Origin of the sequence: Corynebacterium sp. ACRPZ (assembly GCF_022346205.1) — a bacterium.
GTDB lineage: Bacteria > Actinomycetota > Actinomycetes > Mycobacteriales > Mycobacteriaceae > Corynebacterium > Corynebacterium lehmanniae.
The window spans coordinates 55,168-74,040 of the sequence record NZ_JAKRMR010000014.1 but is presented as its reverse complement, the minus strand read 5'-3'; the positions used below and the strand labels follow the sequence as shown (position 1 = coordinate 74,040).

Here is an 18,873-nt window from a genome sequence, read left to right as displayed (position 1 = left end):
TCGACGCTGCCGAATCGCGTTCGTCATCGTCGGGCCAATACCGCTTCGTCCAGGTCAGTGCCGCGGTGTCGTGGACATCGAACTCCACGGCAATGTCACGCACTGTCGCCTGCGAGGTCAACCTGCGTGCGACAACTTTTGCGATGGTCTCAGCGTCGTAGGCGCGTCTGGCACCGTCCAAGCTCTGGCCACGACGCTTGGCCGCAACCCAGTTGCCGACCGTCGCCACCGACGGTCGGCGACCACACGCGTGTTCAGCCCAGTCGCAGACCTCACGGGCAGACGACCCAGCCAAAAACCTCTCAACCGCACCAACGCGGATATCAGATGGAAAACCTGCGGGCATCGGAATACCTTCCAGCCCCCAACACTCCAACTTTTTGTCCGCGCTCCCAAATCGCCTGGTAGCCGGTTCTAGGTAGCCGGTTTCGGCCATGAGGGGGCCTCACGTTCCCCACCGCGCCAAGCCGCCCCCAGCAACCCCACACCGACCACCTAATGCCCGTCCAGACGCCGCCCCCACCGGAAAGCTAGCCTTGGCGCCCATGGACTTCTCTGATGACGTGGGCAACCTCTACTTTGTCCTCGAATACACCGGCGTGTTGTTGGCGGCCACGATCGGCGGGACCGTGGCCAAACGGATGAACTTCGACATTGTGGGGTTCGCGTTTGTGGCGTTGATTTCGTCGTTAAGCGGCGGCCTTATGCGCGACGCCATACTTAACGACGGTCCCGCCGCCGCCCTGACCAACCCCGGCTACCTGATCACCGCCACGGTCGGCGGGCTGATCGCGTACTTTGCGCCCCTGCGCGGCAAGCTCTGGGAGAACTTCCGGTTCTATGCGGACGTGGTCACCATCGGCGTGTGGGCGGTCGGCGGCACGATCAAGGCGCTCAACGCCGAGCTGAGCTGGGTGCCGTGCGTGCTGCTGGCCGTGATCACCGCAACCGGCGGCACGCTTGCCCGAGACGTTGTGCTGCGGCAGATCCCGGCGCTGTTTACCAGCGAGAAGATGACGGTGTTCCCGGCGATCATCGCGTCGGTGATCATGCTGGTGCTCAACCGCTTCGACCTGGTGTGGGAGGGCATGCTGGCCGCCGCAATCGCCGCGCCGCTGTTTGCGTTGGCGGTGTACTTCGGCGGAGACAAGCTCTTGGGTCTCCAGACCAAGCGTCTCGAGCGTCCGCTGGAGGAGAAGATCGGCGAGGCGCTCGGCGTGGACACGGACTCGCGACGCCCGGCCGAGTCCGGCAAAGAGGTGCGCAACGCACTGGAGGACGCCTCGGACGAGCAGTTGATCCAGGCGCTGCGCGTAATGCTGCAGAACGAAGTGCAGCAGCGCACTGAGGCGAAAACCTAAACCGGCCCCACCCCAGCGCGAACCCCTTTACGATGGCGCGCATGTACTTCGACAACGTGCTCACCCCTGTGGGTTTTTCGTTTGCCGTGATGGATCTGATCGGCGTGTTCCTCAACGCTTTGATGGGCGGGCTTGTGGCCAGACGGATGCGTTTCGACGCCGTCGGGTTCATGGTCATTTCCATCATCTCCGGCATGGCGGGCGGCATGATCCGCGACGCCCTGATCGGCTCCACCCCGGCCTCGGCGCTGCAGAACCCGTGGTACATCGGTACGGCGCTGGTGGGCTCGCTGGTGGCGTTCGCGCTGTCCATCGGCGGCCGCGCGTGGGAGCTGTTCCGCTTCCACGGCGACATGGTCATCGTGGGCGTGTGGGCAGTCACCGGCACGGTCACAGCGCTGCGTGCCGACGTCACGTGGTTCGGCTGCATCCTCATGGGTGTGCTCACCGCCACCGGCGGGATGGTCATCCGCGAGATGATGATCGGGCAGATTCCCAACATTCTCGTTGACCGCCAGTTGTACGTGGTCCCGGCGATAGTGTCGTCGATAAGCGTGCAGATCTTCTACGACCTCGGCTGGCAGTCGGTGGGCCTGGCCGTTTCCGCGCTGCTCGGCATCGCGCTGGGTGTGGCCGCGTACTGGCTGGACTGGTCGGTGCCGGGGGTGGAGGCGCTCGCGCCCGTGGACAGCTATTTCACCCGGGTAAAGCACCGGGTCGGCGACAAACTTCCGCCCGTGTCGTACCGGCAGCGCAACGCCAACCCGACCCTGATTTCCGCGCCGACGCGCAAGGACGTGCGCGACGAACTCGCCGCCGTCGACGGCGACATCACCCACGAGGAGTTCATCGCCGCGCTCTACCGCGCCTACGGGCTGAAGTAGCTACCGCTGCGGGCTAGGTAAATGGCCGCGCGCTCGGCGTGAGAAGATCGGCGCATGCTGTTGCTTGTGGCGCTCGCGGTAGGCGGGCTGATTCCGATCCAGACCGCGGCGAACTCCCGCCTGCGCGCGAGTGTGGGCAATAAGCCGGTGATGCCGGCGCTGATCTCGTTTAGCTCGGCGCTGTTTTTCGCGGTGGTGGCGACGACGGTGCTGCGCGGCAACCCGGTGCCGCAGTTTTCTGCCGACGTGCCCTGGTGGGGCTGGCTCGGCGGCGTCATGGGCGTGTGCTTCGTGCTGGGCAACATCCTGCTGTTTCCCCGCCTGGGTGCGCTGGAGACCGTGGTCCTGCCGATTCTGGGGCAGGTGGTGATGGGGCTGCTCGTGGACCGGTTCGGGCTGTTCGGCGCACCCGCGATGCCGGTGTCGTGGATGCGCGTTTTGGGCGCGGCGGTGGTGTTCGCCGGGATTGTGGTGGTGCTGCGCGCGGGCAAACGACCGGTGCTGGAGGGCGACGCCGAGGGGCTCGAGCTGGCGATCTTCCGCGTGCTCGGCGTGCTCGTCGGCGTGTGTACCGCCATCCAGACTTCGGTGAACGGCTACATGGGCGGCATCGCCGGGTCGTCGCTGCACGCCGGCGAGATCAACCTCGCGGTCGGCGCGGTGTTGCTGCTGGTGGCGGCGCTGGTGACCAGCCCTCGCCAGCTCGCGCGGCGTCCTGAGCCGGGGCCGTGGTGGATGTGGCTCGGCGGCCTGGTCGGCGCGACGTTTGTCATCTCGGGCGCGACCCTGGCGCCGCTGCTTGGCACAGCCACCACCGTGATCGCGTTCAACGCGGGCACGATCGCGGCCGGCCAGGCGCTGGAGGCGCGCGGGGCGTTCGGGGCGCGGAAGAACCCGCTGACGGCGACGCGCCTGGCCGGCCTGGTGGTGATCTTCCTCGGCGTGCTGGCGGTGCGGCTGCTGTAGGGCTGGGTGCTAAACGACGATATCGGCGTTTACCCGCAGCGGCACTGCAAAAGCCCAGGTCGCCGCATCTCGGAAGGCGTAAACGCCGATATCGGCATTTGCGATCGGGGCGGCAAGAGGGGCTCGCGGCCTGACGTGCGGGCTACGCGTGCCCGCCGCCCCTCAACCTCAACCGAAGCTCGAGCAAGCAGGGGTATCAACCAGTGGTTGAGGGTTGCTCTAGCGAACTTGTGTGAAGCAATATCGGCCAAGAGAAATCAGAGGCCGTTGGGGAAGACGAACCTCTCGTCTCACACTCCGCCGCACGCCGGGCCCGCCTAGTCACCGGGCCGGGTCGCGCGGCAATAGCCGCCGGCACCCGCCGCGGCAATCCCGCCTAGTCACCGGGGCTGGAGTGTGCCGCCATCGATGCGGGCACGCCGAAAAGGCGCCCGCAAGAAGGGTCCCCACCAATGACGACAACACTGGCCGCACCCACCTGCCGCGCCCCGCGCACCCGACTCGCGTGGACATTCTGCGTTGAGGGGATGCCGGTGCGGGAGCGACGGAGCGTCGAGAAGCAGATGCTTTTGCTTCCCGACGGCGCGCCCGGCGAAATCTGGTTCACCCGCTGGCAGCGGCGCGCGGACCGCACGTACTCGTGCCGCGAGACGATTTACGCCACGCACGAGGAGATCGAGCCGTTTGCGCAGGCCATGGACCGGCTCTCGCGGGAGAAAAATTTTGTGGCGAGCCTCACGCCACGCTCCTACGATGGGCCGCATGTCTACTAAATACCGCGTACAAAACCCGAAGAACAACGAGATCGTCGAGTCCTTCGACTTCATCACCGACGACGCGCTCGAGACCGCGCTGACCACCGCAAACGACACGTTCAAGCAGTGGCGCGAGAAGAGCTTCGAGGAGCGCGCAGAGGTGCTGCGCAAGGTTGCGAAGCTTTTCGACGAGCAACGCGCCGAGCTCACCCGCATCATCGCAGAAGAAATGGGCAAATCGGTCACGGAAGGCGACGGCGAGATTAACGACGTCGTCGAGATCTTCAACTACTACGCCGGCAACGGCGCGGAGTTCGGCGCCGACGAGGAGATCCCGAACCAGCGCGGCGGCACCTCCGTCATGCGCAAGGTCCCGCTCGGCGTGATCCTGGGCATCATGCCGTGGAACTTCCCGTACTACCAGGTCGCGCGCTTCGCGGCGCCGGCGCTGATGGCCGGCAACGTGGTGATGGTCAAGCACGCCGAGATCTGCCCCCGCTCCGCCGCCGCGATTGCCAAGATCTTCGACGAGGCGGGCGCGCCGAAGGGCCTGTACACGAACCTGTACGCCAAGCACTCGCAGGTCTCCACGCTGATCAACGACGACCGCGTCCAGGGCGTGTCCCTGACCGGCTCCGAGCGCGCCGGGCGCACCATCGCCTCCCAGGCCGGTCAGGCGCTGAAGAAGTGCGTGCTCGAGCTCGGCGGCACCGACGCGTACGTGGTGCTGGATGCTTCCGACGTCAAGGCCGCCGCGGAGACCGCGTGGAACAAACGGATAGGCAACGTGGGCCAGGCCTGCACGTCGAACAAGCGCATGATCGTCATGGAGGACATTTACGACGAGTTTGTGCAGGCGTTGGTGGACCTTGCGTCGTCGTATAGCGAAGGCGATCCGCTGAACCCGGGCGAGGGCAAGGAGTTCTACCCGCTGTCCTCCCGCGACGCCGCGGAGCTGCTCGCGCAGCAGCTGCGACTGGCTGTCGAGGAGGGCGCGACCCTGCGCGTCGGCGGCGAGGTCACCGGCAAGGGCGCCTACATCACCCCGGCCGTGATCACCGACATCCCAGTCGGCTCCGACTCCTACTACGAGGAGTTCTTCGGGCCCGTGGCCGAGGTGTACAAGGTGTCCTCCGAGGAAGAGGCGATCGAGCTGGCCAACGATTCCCGCTACGGCCTCGGCGGCGCCGTGATGTCCGAGGATGCCGAGCGCGCCAAGAAGGTCGCCGCGAAGATCGACACCGGCATGATCCACGTGAACATCCCGCAGGCGCGCGGCGCCGAGCTGCCGTTCGGCGGCGTGAAGGCCTCCGGCCTGGGTCGCGAGCTTGGGCCGCTGGGCATGGACGAGTTTGTCAACCACCAGCGCTTCTACGTCGCCGGCTCCGACTCGGCGGTGTAACTCGGGGGCCTGGTGGCCCGGGGCCTGCTTGGCCGAGCAGGCCCCGACCGTGTCAGTTTTGACGCAGGTGTTTCAAAAATGGCACGCACGTGTCAAAATTGACACTATGAAGCTTCAGAACCCGTTTACTGCCATCTGCTCAGATGCGGATGCGGCGGTGTTGCTCTCGCTCGGCCGAGCGCCAGTGGAGCTCACCGCCCAGCAGGTTTACGGTCTGGCGGCGGGTCCGTCGCTTTCCAGCGTTCGCCGTAGTTTGGAACGGCTCGCTCAGGGTGGGGTCATCCACGAGCGGGTGTTGGGGCAGGCGAGGGGCTACTCCTTGAACCAACAGCACCTGCTGGCTAGACCAATTCAGGACATCGCTCACGCAACAGCGGAGCTTTATTCCCGCATTGCGCAATGCGTGGAAGCTTGGCCAGCAGACGTGGCGGGATGCGTCCTCTTTGGCTCGGCAGCCCGGGGTGAGATAGGGGATTCCAGTGACATTGACCTGCTCATTTTGGTGGACAATGAGGCGGCGGCGCTGAAGGCGGAAAGCGGAGTATATGAGCTGTCGCGCCAGGTAGAGGCATGGACGGGGGCGTCCGCCAACGTCGTGGTGTGGACGGCGGACCAAGATCATCCAGGCGCAATCCTCGACAACATTGTGGACGAGGGCAAAACCATATACGGTGATCCGCAACAAGTACGGGGGATTCTGAGGGGGATTCGTGGCACCACGAGCGGGCAAAGGAAAGACCGCACAGGCTAGTGATGCAGTTCTTCGCAAGCGGATGCTTCGGGGCGAAGAACATTTGGAACTGGCGCAGTTCGCCGAGGGGGAGTTCGGCGCAAACGCAGTGATTTCCAACTACATCAACGCAGCGATAGGCGCTGGCGACGTGATCTGTGGCGCACTCAGTGGCTCTTATAACCGCTCAGCGGACCATTTTGAGGCAGTGCGCATGCTCGAATTGGCTGGTGAAAAGGATGCCGCGAAGGCCTTGAACACGGTGCTGCAAAATAAGACGATGGCCAATTACAGCGACGTCGGTCTAAGCGAAGTTCAGGTTAAACAGACTTCGCGGCTGTCAGTGAAGCTCGTTAAAAGAGCGCGCCAACTCGCGCCGTCGACTGCGACTACTCGCTGCCGCTTCCGGTGTAGAACCCGTCGCCGAACGGGTCCCAGATCCGCTCCACCAGGTCCGCCACTGAATCCAGCACCGCGGTGGGGCGGAAGGGGTACTTGGCTATCTCGGAGTCGTCGGCGATACCCGAGCGCACGAGCACGGTGCGCATGCCCGCCTCGAGGCCGGCCTTGACGTCGGTGTCCATGCGGTCGCCGATCATCACCGTGTTCTCGGAGTGCGCGCCGATGTTGTTGAGCGCCGAGCGCATCATCACCGGGTTCGGTTTGCCCACGTAGTAGGGGCTCATGCCGGTCACGGCGGTGATCATGGCGGCCACGGACCCGGTCGCCGGCACCACGCCCGCCGGCCCCGGGCCAGTGAGGTCCGGGTTGGTGGCGATGAACCGCGAGCCGTTCCGGATCAGGTTCGACGCGGTGGTCAGCGCCTCAAACGAGTAGGTGCGAGTCTCGCCCAGGACGACAAAGTCGGGGTCCGCGTCGGTGAGGATCCAGCCGATCTCGTGCAAAGCCGTCGTCAAGCCAGCTTCCCCGATGACGTACGCCGACGCCGCGCCCGCCTGCTGCGAGAGGAACTTCGCGGTGGCGGTGGCGGAGGTCCAGATGCGCTCCGGCTCGATGTCCAGGCCCATGCGCATCAGCTTCGCGGACAGGTCGCGCGGGGTCTGGATCGAGTTGTTGGTCAACACCATAAAATCGATGTCTTCGCTGCGCAGAGCGCCGATGAACTCCTTGGCGCCGGGGATGATCTCGCCCTCGCGGTGCAGGACGCCGTCCATGTCGGTCAAATACGAAATCACTGGTGTTCCTCCACATAGTCGGCGAGATCCTGGGCGGTGGTGCATTGGGCGTACACGTGCTCGTCGATAGGCACTCCAAATGCTTCCTCGATGCGAACCGCGAGCTCAATGCGGCTTAACGACGAAACCCCGCTCCCGTCCAACCTCGTCCCCGGCTCAATGTCGACGCCGGAGACGTCTTCGACGAGCTCCGCGATGCGCGCGAACGTGCCCCGCGCCTCCGCCTGCTCTTGGGCGTCCGTGTCGTCGGCGAGGTCGAGGTTGCTCAGGTTCAACCGCTGCGAAAGTTCCATGCCGTTATGATAAGCGCATGCAACGCTTCGCACTTCCGGCCGTGGTCGTCGTCGCCGCCGGCCTGCTCGCGCCCGCCGCCTCCGCCGCGATGGCCGACGAGTACACGCCCCACTTCGATCCGGCGCCGCGGCATGCGGCTGTGAAGCCGGGGGACGGGTATTCGGAGACCATCGAATACGAGCTTCTCGGTGTGCCGGAGGGGACGAAGTGGAAGCAGACCGGCGAGGACACGCTGCGGAAGAAGGCGCAGCTGTTCAACGGGGAAACCGAATTTGTGGATAAGCCGCTCGGCGTCAGGCTGAACAACTACACCAGGGAAACACCCCCGCAGCCCGGCGAAAACGTCATCGACTTTTCGGTCCGCGTTTTGTTCCCGGACGGGTCGAATGAGCTGTATTCGCAGAAGGTCAAACTGACCTCCGACGACGCGTTCTACTACAACCCGCTTTACGACGCCCGCGTCACCGCTGACCCCGGCGAGACCGTGACTTTGACGCCGGAGAACCAATACCAGCTGGATCTGCCGACGAACGCTCGTTGGAAGGTCACCGGCGGCGAGGGGTGGGACTGGAGCGTCGACCAGAAGACGGGCACCATCACCGCGACGGTGCCGACCGACTCCTACAGCGACGCGAACTTCGAGGTCGAGACCACGTTCGCGGACGGTTCCAAGCGCAAGACCTGGACCAGCATCGACAATTCCGGTGTCGGGGTGGAGCTGCCGGAGCCCCCGGCGCCGGAGACAGAGCCGGACGCGCCGGCGCCGGCGCCGGATTCGGGTGGGTCGTCCACGGCGCAGAAGCTGGCGCTCGTGTTCGGCATTTTGGCCCTTATCGGTGGTGGCCTGGCCTTCGCATGGCCGCAGCTGCAGCAGTTCCTGCCGAAGATGTAGGTGTTTTCGCTCTCGCGGCGGTTTTTTCAGCCGTGGTTTTGCACCGGTCGCAAGATTGCTCATTGCGCCACTGCCGGTCAGTGAATAGATCTGCGCCTGTGGGCCGATTAGTTCACTTTGCCCAGGTCGGGTGTTCGAACGGTGCGGGATGGTTCATCGCGCGGTGAACAAATTTGCGCAGAGCATCGGCTGCGGCGCGGCCCAGACACATCGCGGCGGAATCTGTCAGTCTGGCCCCATCGGCCCAGGTCGGCACAAAGGGCCGCCGTAATCTGTCAGGAACCACCCAAGCCCCGCCCAAAACCACCCCAAAAAGGCACACGAAAAGGGGCGTTCCGCTACCGGGAACGCCCCTCCGTCGCTAGGCAGAAGGCCCTAACTCAAGCTACTCAGCGGCGTTCTCGTCGCCCTTGTCCTCGCCGTCGGTCTTGGCGGCGGTGGCGGTCGGGTCGTCGATCTTCAGGTCCTTGGCTGCCTGGGCGGCCACGGAACGGTCGATCTTGCCCTCGTTGGCCAGGCCGAGCAGGGCGGCGACGGCCATGGACTCGGCGTCGATGTTGAAGAAGCGACGGGCGCCCTCGCGGGTGTCGGCGAAGCCGAAGCCGTCGGCGCCGAGCACGATGTACTGGCCCGGGACGTAGGCGCGGATCTGCTCCTGCAGGTCGGAAGCGAAGTCCGAGGTCGCGATGTACGGGCCGGAGGTCTGCTTCAGCTGCTTGGTGGCAAACGCCTCCTCGACCTCTTCGCCCGGGTTGAGCAGCTGCTCGGCGGCTTTGGCCTGGCCCTCGCGGGCGAGCTCGGTCCAGGAGGTCACGGAGTAGATCGCGGCGCCGACGTTGTACTGCTCCTGCAGGATCTCCTGGGCGCGCAGCGCCTGCTGCATGCCCACGCCGGAGGCGAGCAGGGAGACCTTGTTGTCCAGGTCCTTGCCCTCGTCGTAGAGGTAGATGCCCTTGTGCAGGCCCTCCACGTCCAGGTTCTCCGGGCGTGCCGGCTGGTGGTGCGGCTGGTTGTAGACGGTGATGTAGTACATCACGTTCTCGTCCTTGCCGGCGCCCTGGCCGTACATGCGCTCGATGCCCTTGGAGATGATGTACGGCATCTCGTAGGCGAACGCCGGGTCGTACGAGACAATGGCCGGGTTGGTGGACGCCAGGATCGGGGAGTGGCCGTCCATGTGCTGCAGGCCCTCACCGAACAGGGTGGTGCGGCCGGCGGTGGCGCCGATGATGAAGCCGCGGCCCATCTGGTCGCCGGCGGCCCAGAAGTTGTCGCCGGTGCGCTGGAAGCCGAACATCGAGTAGAAGATGTACATCGGGATCATCGGCTCGCCGTGGGTGGCGTAGGACGTCGCCGCGGCGATGAAGGAGGCCGACGAGCCGTCCTCGTTGATGCCCTCGTGCAGGATCTGGCCGTCGGTGGCTTCCTTGTAGGACAGCTGCAGGTCGTGGTCCACCGGCACGTAGTTCTGACCGTTCGGGTTGTAGATGCCCAGGGTGGGGAACCAGGAGTCCAGGCCGAAGGTGCGGGCCTCGTCCGGGATGATCGGGACGACGCGCTTGCCCAGCTCCTTGTCGCGCATGAGCGCCTTGAAGGTGCGCACGAGCGCCATGGTGGAGGCGACTTCCTGCTTGCCGGAGTCCTTGAACAGTGCCTTGAAGGTCTTTTCAAACTCGGGCAGTTCCAGCGGGGTGTACTTCTCGCGGCGCTCCGGCAGGTAGCCGCCGAGCTCCTCGCGGCGGGCCTTGAGGTATTTGATTTCCTCGGCGTCCTCGCCCGGGTGGTAATACGGCGGCAGGTACGGGTCCTTCTCCAGCTCTTCGTCGGAGATGGGGATCTGCTGCTTGTCGCGGAAGAGCTTGAGGTCTTCCAGCGTCAGCTTCTTCATCTGGTGGGTGGCGTTGCGGCCCTCGAAGTTGTGGCCCAGGCCGTAGCCCTTCACGGTGTGGGCGAGGATGACGGTCGGCTTGCCCTTGGTCTCCAGTGCGCGCTTGTAGGCGGCGTAGACCTTGCGGTAGTCGTGGCCGCCGCGGCGCAGGTTCCACAGCTCCTCGTCGGTCATGTTCTCGACGAGCTTCTTGGTGCGCTCGTCGCGGCCGAAGAAGTGCTCGCGGACGTAGGCGCCGTCGTTGGCCTTGAAGGTCTGGTAGTCGCCGTCCTTGGTGGTGTTCATGATGTGGACGAGTGCGCCGTCCTCATCCTTTTCCAGCAGCTCGTCCCACTCGCGGCCCCACACGACCTTGATCACGTTCCAGCCGGCGCCGACGAAGAAGCTCTCCAGCTCCTGGACGATCTGGCCGTTGCCGCGCACTGGGCCGTCGAGACGCTGCAGGTTGCAGTTGATCACGAAGGTGAGGTTGTCCAGGCCGTACAGGGAGGCCATCTGGATCAGGCCGCGGGATTCCGGCTCGTCCATCTCGCCGTCGCCGAGGAATGCCCAGACGTGCTGCTGGTCGGTGTCCTTGATGCCGCGGTCCTGCAGGTACTTGTTAAAGCGTGCCTGGTAGATCGCGTTCATCGGCCCCAGGCCCATGGACACGGTCGGGAACTCCCAGAAGTTCGGCATGCCGTGCGGGTGCGGGTAGGACGGCAGGCCGCCCTGCTTGCGGGAGTGCTCCTGGCGGAAGCCGTCCATGTCGTCTTCGCTCAGGCGGCCTTCCATGAAGGCGCGGGCGTACATGCCGGGAGAGGCGTGGCCCTGGAAGAAGACCTGGTCGCCGCCCTGCGGTGCGTCCTTGCCCTTGAAGAAGTGGTTGAAGCCGACCTCGTACAGCGCCGCTGCGGAGGCGTAGGTAGAGATGTGGCCGCCGACCTTGATGCCGGGGCGCTGCGCGCGGTGCACCATCACTGCGGCGTTCCAGCGCATCCAGCGGCGGTAGCGCTTCTCAATCTGCTCGTCGCCAGGGAATTCCGGCTCGAGCTTGGTGGGGATGGTGTTGACCAGGTCGGTCGAGGACAGCGCCGGCAGCGGCACGCGCTTGGCGTTGGCGCGCTCGATCAGGCGCAGCATGAGGTAGCGGGCGCGCTCCGGATCGGATTCCTCCAGCAGACCGTCGAGGGAGTCCATCCATTCCTGGGTTTCCTCGGGGTCCGCGTCGTGCAGGTAGGACGCTACGCCTTCGCGCAGCGAGAGAATGTTGGTGTCAACTTCGGACGCGTTCTTCACGCGAGCGTCTTCCATCTTGGTCTCTTTCTGGGCCACTTCAACCTCCTGGCTTCAGTCGGGCAATACGTCCCCAAGGATACGTGCTTACGCGCGCGCTTTCTTACAGCGGGTGGCCTTTGGTGAGACTAATCACGGGTTTCCAAGCATTCTTTGCTTCTCGACGTTAAGCTATCGCCCAAACCACACCATTTTGATACTTGGAGGACATGGAGATTTGAGTGCCACAGGAGTGGACACCTACGCATCCCGCCTGGGGGTAAAACCGGGTGATGTTGTGCAGGAGATCGGCTGGGACGAGGACGCGGATTCCGCCATCTCGGAGGCCATCGAGGATGCCATCGGGGCCGAGCTTCTCGACGAAGACGCCGACGAACCCTGCGACACCATCCTCCTCTGGTTCCGCGACGGCGACGGCGACCTCGTCGACGATCTCGTCGACGTCTCCCGCGGCCTCGGCCCCGGCGGCCGCATCTGGCTAATGACCCCCGGCGCCGGCTCCGCCTCCGCCGGGGTGGTCCCGCCCAGCGAGATCGCCGAGTCTGCCCAGCTCGCTGGCTTCATCCAGACGAAGGCGGACCGCTTCGGCGCCTGGCAGGGCTCCTGCCTCACACCCCGCAACCGGTAGCCTCGCTGGGTTTGGCCTAGGCAGCAATGCGAATGGTCCCGTTCCGGAATGCCGGATCGGGACCATTGATTTGGTGCGCCATGACGGGCTCGAACCGCCGACCTACTGGGTGTAAACCAGTTGCTCTTCCAGCTGAGCTAACGGCGCGCGTAGCAAGCAGAGTAGCAGAGCCTTTACGGGAAGCGAAAACTGCTGCTGGCTGGGTAACTCAGCTCATCTGGGCCGAGGATGCTTACCCCAGGATGCTTACCCGGCCTAGATGCTTACCCGAGGATGCTTACTTCTCGAGTGGCGTGGCGGGCGCGGCCGGAGGTTCGTCGAGAAGTAAGCGTTTAGGAGTAAGCATCTAGCCTGGGGCCGGGCTTGGACGCCCGCAAACCCTGGGAAGGGGCCCGACTGCCCACAGACCCTGGGATCCAGACCCTGGCATCGGTCGATTTTTGCGCGATCCCAGGCTTTGGATCCCAGGGTCTGCGGGCTGGGGGCGCGGGCAGTGCCGGGCTACAGCGCGCGGGACTCGATCGCGGCGAGGATGGCCAGCTCGAAGCAGGGGGAGGGGCCATCGAAGGGCACGTCGGCGACGTCCCACTCGGAGAACTGCACCCGGGCGGATCCGGCCGTGGAGCCCTTGGCGTCGGGGACAACGGAAAGGTCCCACAGTTCGACGCCGGCGGCGGCGCAGGCGCGGGCGGCGCGGGTTTCCAGGGAGCCGGGGCGGGCGAGAGCGAACAGAGCTTCGTCGGCGGCAGACTCGGCAAGTTCCGCGACCTGCGCCAACACCGCGAACGGACGGGTGGGGAACACAACCGGGTGGTCGGCGACGGCGTCGTCGATGTCGTCAACCTCGACGTCATCCGCGAGACCTACACCCGCGGACTCGAGGGTGAACAGGGCGGAGTGGAGCTGGTCGGCGGTCGAATTCACGGCGGTAGACATCCGTCCCCCTCAACGATCAAGGAAAGCTAGCGTTCTTCTTCCTTATCGTAGGCCTTGGCCCACGGGTTGGCGCGGGAGGAGCCGTAGCGCTGGCGGGACCGGGAAACGGGAGCAGACGCAGCCGCGGTAGCGGAAGGCTCCGGGTCGGGGCTGCCGGCGGCGGGGGTGTCGTCGAGAAGCAATTGCTCCTGCTCGGCCTCGAAGCGGCGCCGCTCGCGGGAGTCGGCGTAGAGGAAGTAGATCAGGCCGGCGGGGGCGGCGAAGCCGAACAGGATCCACTGCAGCCCGTAGGACAGGTGGTTGCCCGTTTCGAGCTGCGGCAGCGGGATCGGGTCGAGCACGCCCGGCTCGCCGCCGAGCAGCTGCAGGTACGGCGAGACCACATCGGTGCCGGTCAGCGAGCCGATCTGGGCGGGGCTGATAGAGTAGACCATGTCGTAACCCTGCTCGTGCATGGGCGGGTTGGGGTGCTCGCCTTCGTCGGCGCGCAGCAGGCCGGTGAGGGTGACCTCGCCGGAAGGCGCAGGCTCCACGGCGGGCACCTGGGTGGAGTTTTCGGCTTTCACCCAGCCGCGGTGGACGACGATCGCGCGACCGTCGTCCAGCACAAACGGGGTGAGGACCTGGAAGGCGGGTGTGCCGTCGACGGGCCGCAGGCGCAGCAGCACGTCGTGGCCGGTGTAGTGGCCGGTGGCCACCACGCGGGACCACTCGGCGTCAGCCCCCAGGGAGCCGTCCGCGCCCAGGCGGGACGACAGCGGCTCCGGGTCGTGCTCGAAGGCGGCGGAGATGTGCTCGTTGCGCTCCACAAGCGCTTCGTTTTTGCCCAGCTGCCACGGCGCCAGGAACGTAAACGCGTAGTAGGAGAACACCCCGATGAGTAGCGCCGCGATGACCCAGCCGGGGGTAAGCATCTGCCGCCACCACGGCTTCGACGTCTGATTCTTGGCGCTCACGCCGGGTCAGTCTAGTCGCTCGCGCACCCAAGCAATAATGCCGTCAGCTGCGGACTCGATCTGCTCGCGCACGACGGTGAAGCCCTGGGGCCCGCCGTAGTAGGGGTCGGCCACGCCGGCGCCTTCCTCGGCAGCGGGGTCGAACGAACGGATGAGGCGCACCTTGTCCTCGTCCACGCCGCGTGCGACCAGCTCGGAGACGTGGTTCGTGTCCAGCGCGACGATCAGGTCGGCCTGCTCCTGCTCGTAGCCGAATTGTTGCGCGCGGTGCGCCTCGCCGTCGTAGCCGTGGGCGGCAAGCTCGGCGCGCGCCCGCTCGTCGGCTTTCTGCCCGACGTGCCAGCCGCCAATGCCTGACGACGTCACCGTCACCGTATGCCCCAAACCGGCCTCTGCCAGCTTGTCGCGCACGATCACCTCCGCCATCGGGGAGCGGCAGATGTTGCCGGTGCACACGAAGTCGATGTGCAATTTAGAACTCACGGATGATCCTTTCTAGTTCTGCGGCGTCGCGCGCCACGTAGTCCGCCAACTCCCACTCCTCGGCAGCACCGTAGCCCCAGGTCATGGCCACGCTCGGGATGCCGAACGTTTTCGCGCCCTCGAAGTCGTGCAGCCGGTCGCCGACCATCAGCGGCCGCTCGGGCGCCACGTGGTCCAGCACGTGCCGGATCACGTCGACCTTCTTCGCGCGCACCCCGTCGTTCGACGCCGCGCCCAGGAAGTCGATGTGCTCCAACAGTCCCGCGCGTTCAAGGGCGGCGCGGGCGAAGCGTTCGCTTTTCGACGTCGCCGTGCACACGCGGTAGCCCTCCCCAGCCAACCGCTGCACCAGCGCATCCATGCCGGGGTAGACCTCGAAGCGCTGCCAGCCCTCGCCGGACATGTAGTCGGAGTAGGCGCCCATGGCCTGATTTACCTGCGCGGCAGTCATGCCGAGCGAGCGCATCGTCTCCGGCATCGGCGGGCCCGGGATGCGGCGGATGAAGTCCTCGTCGGGCACCTCCCACCCCACGGCCTCAAGCCCGACTAGGAAGCCGTGGCGGATGCCGGGGAAGGAATCGATAAGCGTGCCGTCGACGTCGAAAAGCAAAGTGGTCACGCCATCCCACTGTTCCAAATTTGTAGGCTGGCTGCCATGACAGACGTAACAGTGCAGACAGTTGTTGACGCGCTCGAGGCGGCCTACCCGCCCGCGCTTGCCGAGAGCTGGGACCAGGTGGGCCTGATCTGCGGCGACCCGGATGCGAAGGTGACCAAGGTGGCGTTCGCGCTGGACTGCACCCAGGAGGTGGCCGAGCGCGCCGTCGCCGCGGGCGCCCAGCTGCTGGTCGTGCACCACCCGCTGCTGCTTCGCGGCGTGCACTCCGTGGCCGCGAATACGCCGAAGGGCGAGGTCATCCACACGCTGCTCGCCGGCGGCTGCGCGTTGTTCGCCGCGCACACCAACGCGGATTCAGCCCGCCCCGGTGTCTCGGACAAGCTCGCGGAGCTGGTCGGCATCACGCCCGGCCGCCCGATCAAGCCGGTGCTCCTAGACGCCACCGACCGCTGGGGCGTGCACGTCCCGCCAGCCGCCGCCGCGGACCTGAAGCGCGCGCTTTTCAGCGTCGGCGCCGGCGCGATCGGCGACTACCGCGAGTGCGCCTTCTCCGTCGAAGGCACTGGTGAGTTCACCCCCGTCGAGGGCGCGAACCCCACCGACGGGGCCGTGGGCACGCACTACACGGGCGACGAGATCCGCATCGAGTTTGTGGCCAGGGCGGGGGACCGCCGGAGGATCGTCGAGAAGCTGCGCGAATCGCACCCCTATGAAGAACCCGCGTTCGACGTGGTGCAGATGGCCGACACCCAGGACCTAGAGAAAGCGACCGGCCTGGGACGCATCGGCGAGCTGCCCGAACCGATGACGCTGCGCGAGTTCACCCAGCAGGTGGCCAACGCGCTGCCGGAGACCGCGTGGGGCGTGCGCGCCGCCGGCGACCCGGACCAGATCGTGCAGAAGGTCGCGGTCTCCTCCGGCTCCGGCGACAGCTTCCTCGCTGATGTGGCCAAGCTCGGCGTGGACGTCTACGTTACCTCCGACCTGCGCCACCACCCCGTGGACGAGCACCTGCGCGCGGGCGGCCCGGCCGTGATCGACACCGCCCACTGGGCCAGCGAGTTTCCCTGGACCCAGCAGGCGGAGAGTATCGTGGCTCCGTTGAGCGTGGACACCGAGATCCTGCACATCCGCACGGATCCGTGGACCATCTCCGCGCACCCCGAGTAAGGAGAAACGATGCACCTTTCCAAAGACCTGCAGCCCGTCCTCCTGCAGCTCGCGCAGGCAGACGCCGCGTCTTCCCAGCCGCGCGTGCGCCCCGAGGAGCAGGAGTTGCAGAAGCTTATCGACGAGCGCAAGCGCCTGACCGACGCCTCCGCCGCAGCCCAACTCGCAGTCGACGACATGGAGCTGGAAATCCTGCGCATCCAGGAGGACGAGCGGAAGCTGAAGAAGCGCGAGCTGGACGACAAGCGCCAGCTGTCCGCCGAGACCGACCCGGAGCGCCGCAAGGATCTCGAGCACGACCGCTACGCCGCGAAGTCGCGCATCGCCGATCTGCTCTCCGAGCTGAAGGAGGCGCACAACGAGATCGCGGCGCTGCGCAACAACCGCGACGTGCACGCTGCCCGCGTCGACGAGGCCAACCGGAAGGTCGAGGCCGCCCAGCGCGCCGTGGACGCCCTACCCGAGGAAGAGATCGTGGACACCGATGCGCTTCGGGCGCAGCTGCCTGACGACGTGCTCCGCGCCTACGACGACATCAGCGCCGCCAAATTCAACGGCCGCGCCTGCGGCGGCTGCTTCATCCAGCTGCCGCCGGCGGAGCGCGCCGAGGTGCTCGCCGAGCCGGACGACGGGCTGCCCACCTGCCCGAACTGCGGCACGCTCTTGGTGCGGGTCTCTCCGGTGGAGTAGTCGATGCAGGTTTCGATGTACTGCGACGGCGGCTCCCGCGGCAACCCGGGCGTCGCCGGTTCCGGCTCCGTGGTCTACGACGCTTCCGGGGAAACCCTTGGCGAGATCGCCTACGTGGTGGGCAAGAAATCCTCCAACAACGTCGCCGAATACTACGGCCTGATCCGCGGCCTGGAGGCCTGCCGTGAGGTCGGGGCGACGGTGGTGGACGTGTTCATGGACTCCAAGCTGGTTGTCGAGCAAATGACCGGTCGCTGGAAAATCAAGCACCCCGATATGCAGAAGCTGGCGCGGGAGGCCCGCGATTTGGCCTCCAGCTTTGACAAGGTCACTTACACCTGGGTCCCGCGCGCGAAGAACAAGAAGGCCGACGAGCTGTCCAACGTGGCCATGGACGCCGCCGCCCGCGGCGACGAACCCGGCATCGTCAAAGGCACTGGCGTGTGGGTGGGGGAGACACGTGGGGAACCGGAGGACGCGGAGAAGCAAACGCACCAGACCGCGAGCCCCGCGCACTGGGCAGGCGCCGACGCGCCGCGCACCCGGTTCATCCTGCTGCGGCACGGGCAGACCCAGCACTCCGCCGAGCAGCGCTTTTCCGGCGCCGCCGAGCCCGAGCTGACCGACACCGGCCGCGACCAGGCGCGCCGGGCCGCCGACGCGCTGCGGGGGTTCGGACGCATCGACGCCATCGTCGCCTCGCCGCAGGCCCGCGCGCAGGGCACCGCCCGCATCGCCGCCGGGGCGCTCGGGCTCGACGTGGTTGTGGAGGAGGGGCTGCGCGAGATCGACTTCGGCGACTTCGAGGGGCTCACCCGCGACGAGGCCGTCGCGCGGGACTCGGCGGCGTTCGACGAGTGGCAGTCCTCGCCGAACAACGCGCCGCCGTCTGGCGAGTCGCTGACCGCGCTGCACCGCCGGGTTTCGCGCACGCGGGCCAAGTTGCAGGAACGTTACGAGGGACAGAACGTGCTGGTGGTCACGCACATGACGCCGGTGAAGTCGTTCGTCCGCCAGGCCCTCGGCGCCGGGCCGGAGCTGTTCAAGCACCTTTTCCTCGACCTGGCCAGCATCAGCGTCGTGGACTACTACGGCGACTTCGGCGTGGTGCGCTGCGTCAACGACGTCGCGCACCACCGCGGGTAGGTTTCGGCGCTAGATGCTTACCCCAGGATGCTTACCGGGGGAGGATGCTTACTCCTAAACGCTTACTCCTCGAGTAGCCGCGAGAATTACTCGGCAACGCTCTCGAGGGATAAGCATCCTGGGGTAAGCATCCTCGAACGATGCCCGGCAGTTCCGTTCGGACCGGCGGAAAGCGTATGCTGTACCTCGCGAATGAGCCGGCCGGGCGGCCGCGGCACCGCGAACCACTCCAGCCATGGAACAGGCGCGGGTCGAGGAAAGTCCGGACTCCACAGGGCACGGTGGTTGCTAACAGCAACCCGGAGCGATCCGCGGGAAAGTGCAACAGAAAGTAGACCGCCTCGGCGACGAGGTCAGGGTGAAAGGGTGCGGTAAGAGCGCACCGGCATCTGCGGTGACGCAGGTGGCCAGGTAAACCCCACCGGGAGCAAGGCAAGAGCCCCCGTCGCAAGGCGGAGGTCGTCGGATGTAGGCTGCCCGCCCAGTCCGAAGGTAGCTGCTTGAGGCGCCCAGCGATGGGTGGTCCAGATGGATGGTCGCCGCCCCGCAAGGGGAACAGAATCCGGCTCATAGGCCGACTCATTCGCCCTTTTCGTGGCACG

General features: G+C 66.1%; 19 protein-coding genes, 1 tRNA gene and 1 other RNA gene. 12 read left to right on the top strand and 9 right to left on the bottom strand.

Annotated features, from left to right (window positions below; translation table 11 throughout):
• The coding region (locus MHX64_RS10105; RefSeq protein WP_239357033.1) for a hypothetical protein at positions 1–346 on the bottom strand (346 nt) is incomplete at its 3' end.
• Between the two features lie 199 nt (positions 347–545).
• On the opposite strand from MHX64_RS10105, the gene MHX64_RS10100 reads away from it, so the two are divergent.
• The 6 genes from MHX64_RS10100 to MHX64_RS10075 all read left to right on the top strand — a co-directional run bounded on the left by MHX64_RS10100 (position 546) and on the right by MHX64_RS10075 (position 6,119).
• Complete coding sequence (locus tag MHX64_RS10100; protein WP_239357032.1) at positions 546–1,361, top strand: trimeric intracellular cation channel family protein; 816 nt, start codon at positions 546–548, stop codon at positions 1,359–1,361.
• 41 nt (positions 1,362–1,402) lie between these two features.
• Entirely contained in the window at positions 1,403–2,245 is an 843-nt protein-coding gene (locus tag MHX64_RS10095; protein WP_181888810.1) for a trimeric intracellular cation channel family protein, read from the top strand.
• Between the two features lie 54 nt (positions 2,246–2,299).
• Positions 2,300–3,211 carry a DMT family transporter gene (locus MHX64_RS10090; protein WP_239357031.1) on the top strand — a complete coding sequence of 304 codons (912 nt, stop codon included), beginning with the start codon at positions 2,300–2,302 and terminating at the stop codon, positions 3,209–3,211.
• A 452-nt stretch (positions 3,212–3,663) separates the two neighbouring features.
• Complete coding sequence (locus MHX64_RS10085) at positions 3,664–3,984, top strand: hypothetical protein (RefSeq protein ID WP_239357029.1); 321 nt, start codon at positions 3,664–3,666, stop codon at positions 3,982–3,984.
• Entirely contained in the window at positions 3,965–5,368 is a 1,404-nt protein-coding gene (locus MHX64_RS10080; RefSeq protein WP_239357028.1) for an NAD-dependent succinate-semialdehyde dehydrogenase, read from the top strand. Before MHX64_RS10085 ends, MHX64_RS10080 begins: the two co-directional genes overlap by 20 nt.
• Before the next feature lie 106 nt (positions 5,369–5,474).
• Positions 5,475–6,119: a nucleotidyltransferase domain-containing protein gene (locus tag MHX64_RS10075; RefSeq protein WP_239357027.1), complete on the top strand. Its 645-nt coding sequence runs from the start codon at positions 5,475–5,477 to the stop codon at positions 6,117–6,119.
• A 368-nt stretch (positions 6,120–6,487) separates the two neighbouring features.
• On the opposite strand, the gene MHX64_RS10070 is transcribed toward MHX64_RS10075, so the two are convergent.
• Both MHX64_RS10070 and MHX64_RS10065 read right to left on the bottom strand, forming a co-directional pair.
• The gene (locus tag MHX64_RS10070) at positions 6,488–7,339 is read right to left on the bottom strand and encodes an HAD-IIA family hydrolase (protein ID WP_370642113.1); all 852 of its coding nucleotides are present in this window, start codon (positions 7,337–7,339) and stop codon (positions 6,488–6,490) included.
• Positions 7,291–7,587, bottom strand: coding sequence for an acyl carrier protein (locus tag MHX64_RS10065; protein WP_239357026.1), 297 nt, complete (start codon positions 7,585–7,587; stop codon positions 7,291–7,293). The genes MHX64_RS10070 and MHX64_RS10065 overlap by 49 nt, the downstream gene beginning before the upstream one ends.
• Positions 7,588–7,604: 17 nt before the next feature.
• On the opposite strand from MHX64_RS10065, the gene MHX64_RS10060 reads away from it, so the two are divergent.
• The gene (locus MHX64_RS10060) at positions 7,605–8,480 is read left to right on the top strand and encodes a YPDG domain-containing protein (protein WP_239357025.1); all 876 of its coding nucleotides are present in this window, start codon (positions 7,605–7,607) and stop codon (positions 8,478–8,480) included.
• 385 nt (positions 8,481–8,865) lie between these two features.
• Here the strand turns inward: MHX64_RS10060 and aceE are convergent, their stop codons facing one another.
• The gene (gene aceE / locus MHX64_RS10055; RefSeq protein ID WP_181888801.1) at positions 8,866–11,661 is read right to left on the bottom strand and encodes a pyruvate dehydrogenase (acetyl-transferring), homodimeric type; all 2,796 of its coding nucleotides are present in this window, start codon (positions 11,659–11,661) and stop codon (positions 8,866–8,868) included.
• Between the two features lie 199 nt (positions 11,662–11,860).
• On the opposite strand from aceE, the gene MHX64_RS10050 reads away from it, so the two are divergent.
• On the top strand, positions 11,861–12,271 hold the full coding sequence (locus MHX64_RS10050; RefSeq protein WP_239357024.1) for a DUF3052 domain-containing protein: 411 nt from the start codon (positions 11,861–11,863) through the stop codon (positions 12,269–12,271).
• Between the two features lie 71 nt (positions 12,272–12,342).
• Here MHX64_RS10050 and MHX64_RS10045 read toward each other — a convergent pair.
• From MHX64_RS10045 to MHX64_RS10025, 5 genes are all read right to left on the bottom strand, one after another.
• A tRNA-Val gene (locus MHX64_RS10045) sits at positions 12,343–12,418 on the bottom strand.
• Positions 12,419–12,772: 354 nt separating this feature from the next.
• Positions 12,773–13,207 carry a hypothetical protein gene (locus tag MHX64_RS10040; RefSeq protein ID WP_239357023.1) on the bottom strand — a complete coding sequence of 145 codons (435 nt, stop codon included), beginning with the start codon at positions 13,205–13,207 and terminating at the stop codon, positions 12,773–12,775.
• Positions 13,208–13,233: 26 nt separating this feature from the next.
• Complete coding sequence (locus tag MHX64_RS10035; protein ID WP_239357021.1) at positions 13,234–14,163, bottom strand: SURF1 family protein; 930 nt, start codon at positions 14,161–14,163, stop codon at positions 13,234–13,236.
• A gap of 6 nt (positions 14,164–14,169) precedes the next feature.
• The gene (locus tag MHX64_RS10030; RefSeq protein ID WP_239357019.1) at positions 14,170–14,646 is read right to left on the bottom strand and encodes a low molecular weight protein-tyrosine-phosphatase; all 477 of its coding nucleotides are present in this window, start codon (positions 14,644–14,646) and stop codon (positions 14,170–14,172) included.
• On the bottom strand, positions 14,636–15,265 hold the full coding sequence (locus MHX64_RS10025) for an HAD-IA family hydrolase (RefSeq protein WP_239357016.1): 630 nt from the start codon (positions 15,263–15,265) through the stop codon (positions 14,636–14,638). The genes MHX64_RS10030 and MHX64_RS10025 overlap by 11 nt, the downstream gene beginning before the upstream one ends.
• Before the next feature lie 36 nt (positions 15,266–15,301).
• Here MHX64_RS10025 and MHX64_RS10020 point away from each other — a divergent pair, with 36 nt between their 5' ends.
• From MHX64_RS10020 to rnpB, 4 genes are all read left to right on the top strand, one after another.
• Positions 15,302–16,435, top strand: coding sequence for a Nif3-like dinuclear metal center hexameric protein (locus tag MHX64_RS10020; protein WP_239357014.1), 1,134 nt, complete (start codon positions 15,302–15,304; stop codon positions 16,433–16,435).
• 9 nt (positions 16,436–16,444) lie between these two features.
• Positions 16,445–17,125: a zinc ribbon domain-containing protein gene (locus MHX64_RS10015; protein ID WP_239357013.1), complete on the top strand. Its 681-nt coding sequence runs from the start codon at positions 16,445–16,447 to the stop codon at positions 17,123–17,125.
• Positions 17,126–17,128: 3 nt separating this feature from the next.
• Positions 17,129–18,271, top strand: a complete 1,143-nt coding sequence (locus tag MHX64_RS10010) for a bifunctional RNase H/acid phosphatase (protein WP_239357012.1) — start codon at positions 17,129–17,131, stop codon at positions 18,269–18,271.
• A gap of 193 nt (positions 18,272–18,464) precedes the next feature.
• Positions 18,465–18,857: RNase P RNA component class A (gene rnpB / locus MHX64_RS10005), an RNA gene on the top strand.
• The last annotated feature ends 16 nt before the right edge of the window (positions 18,858–18,873 follow it).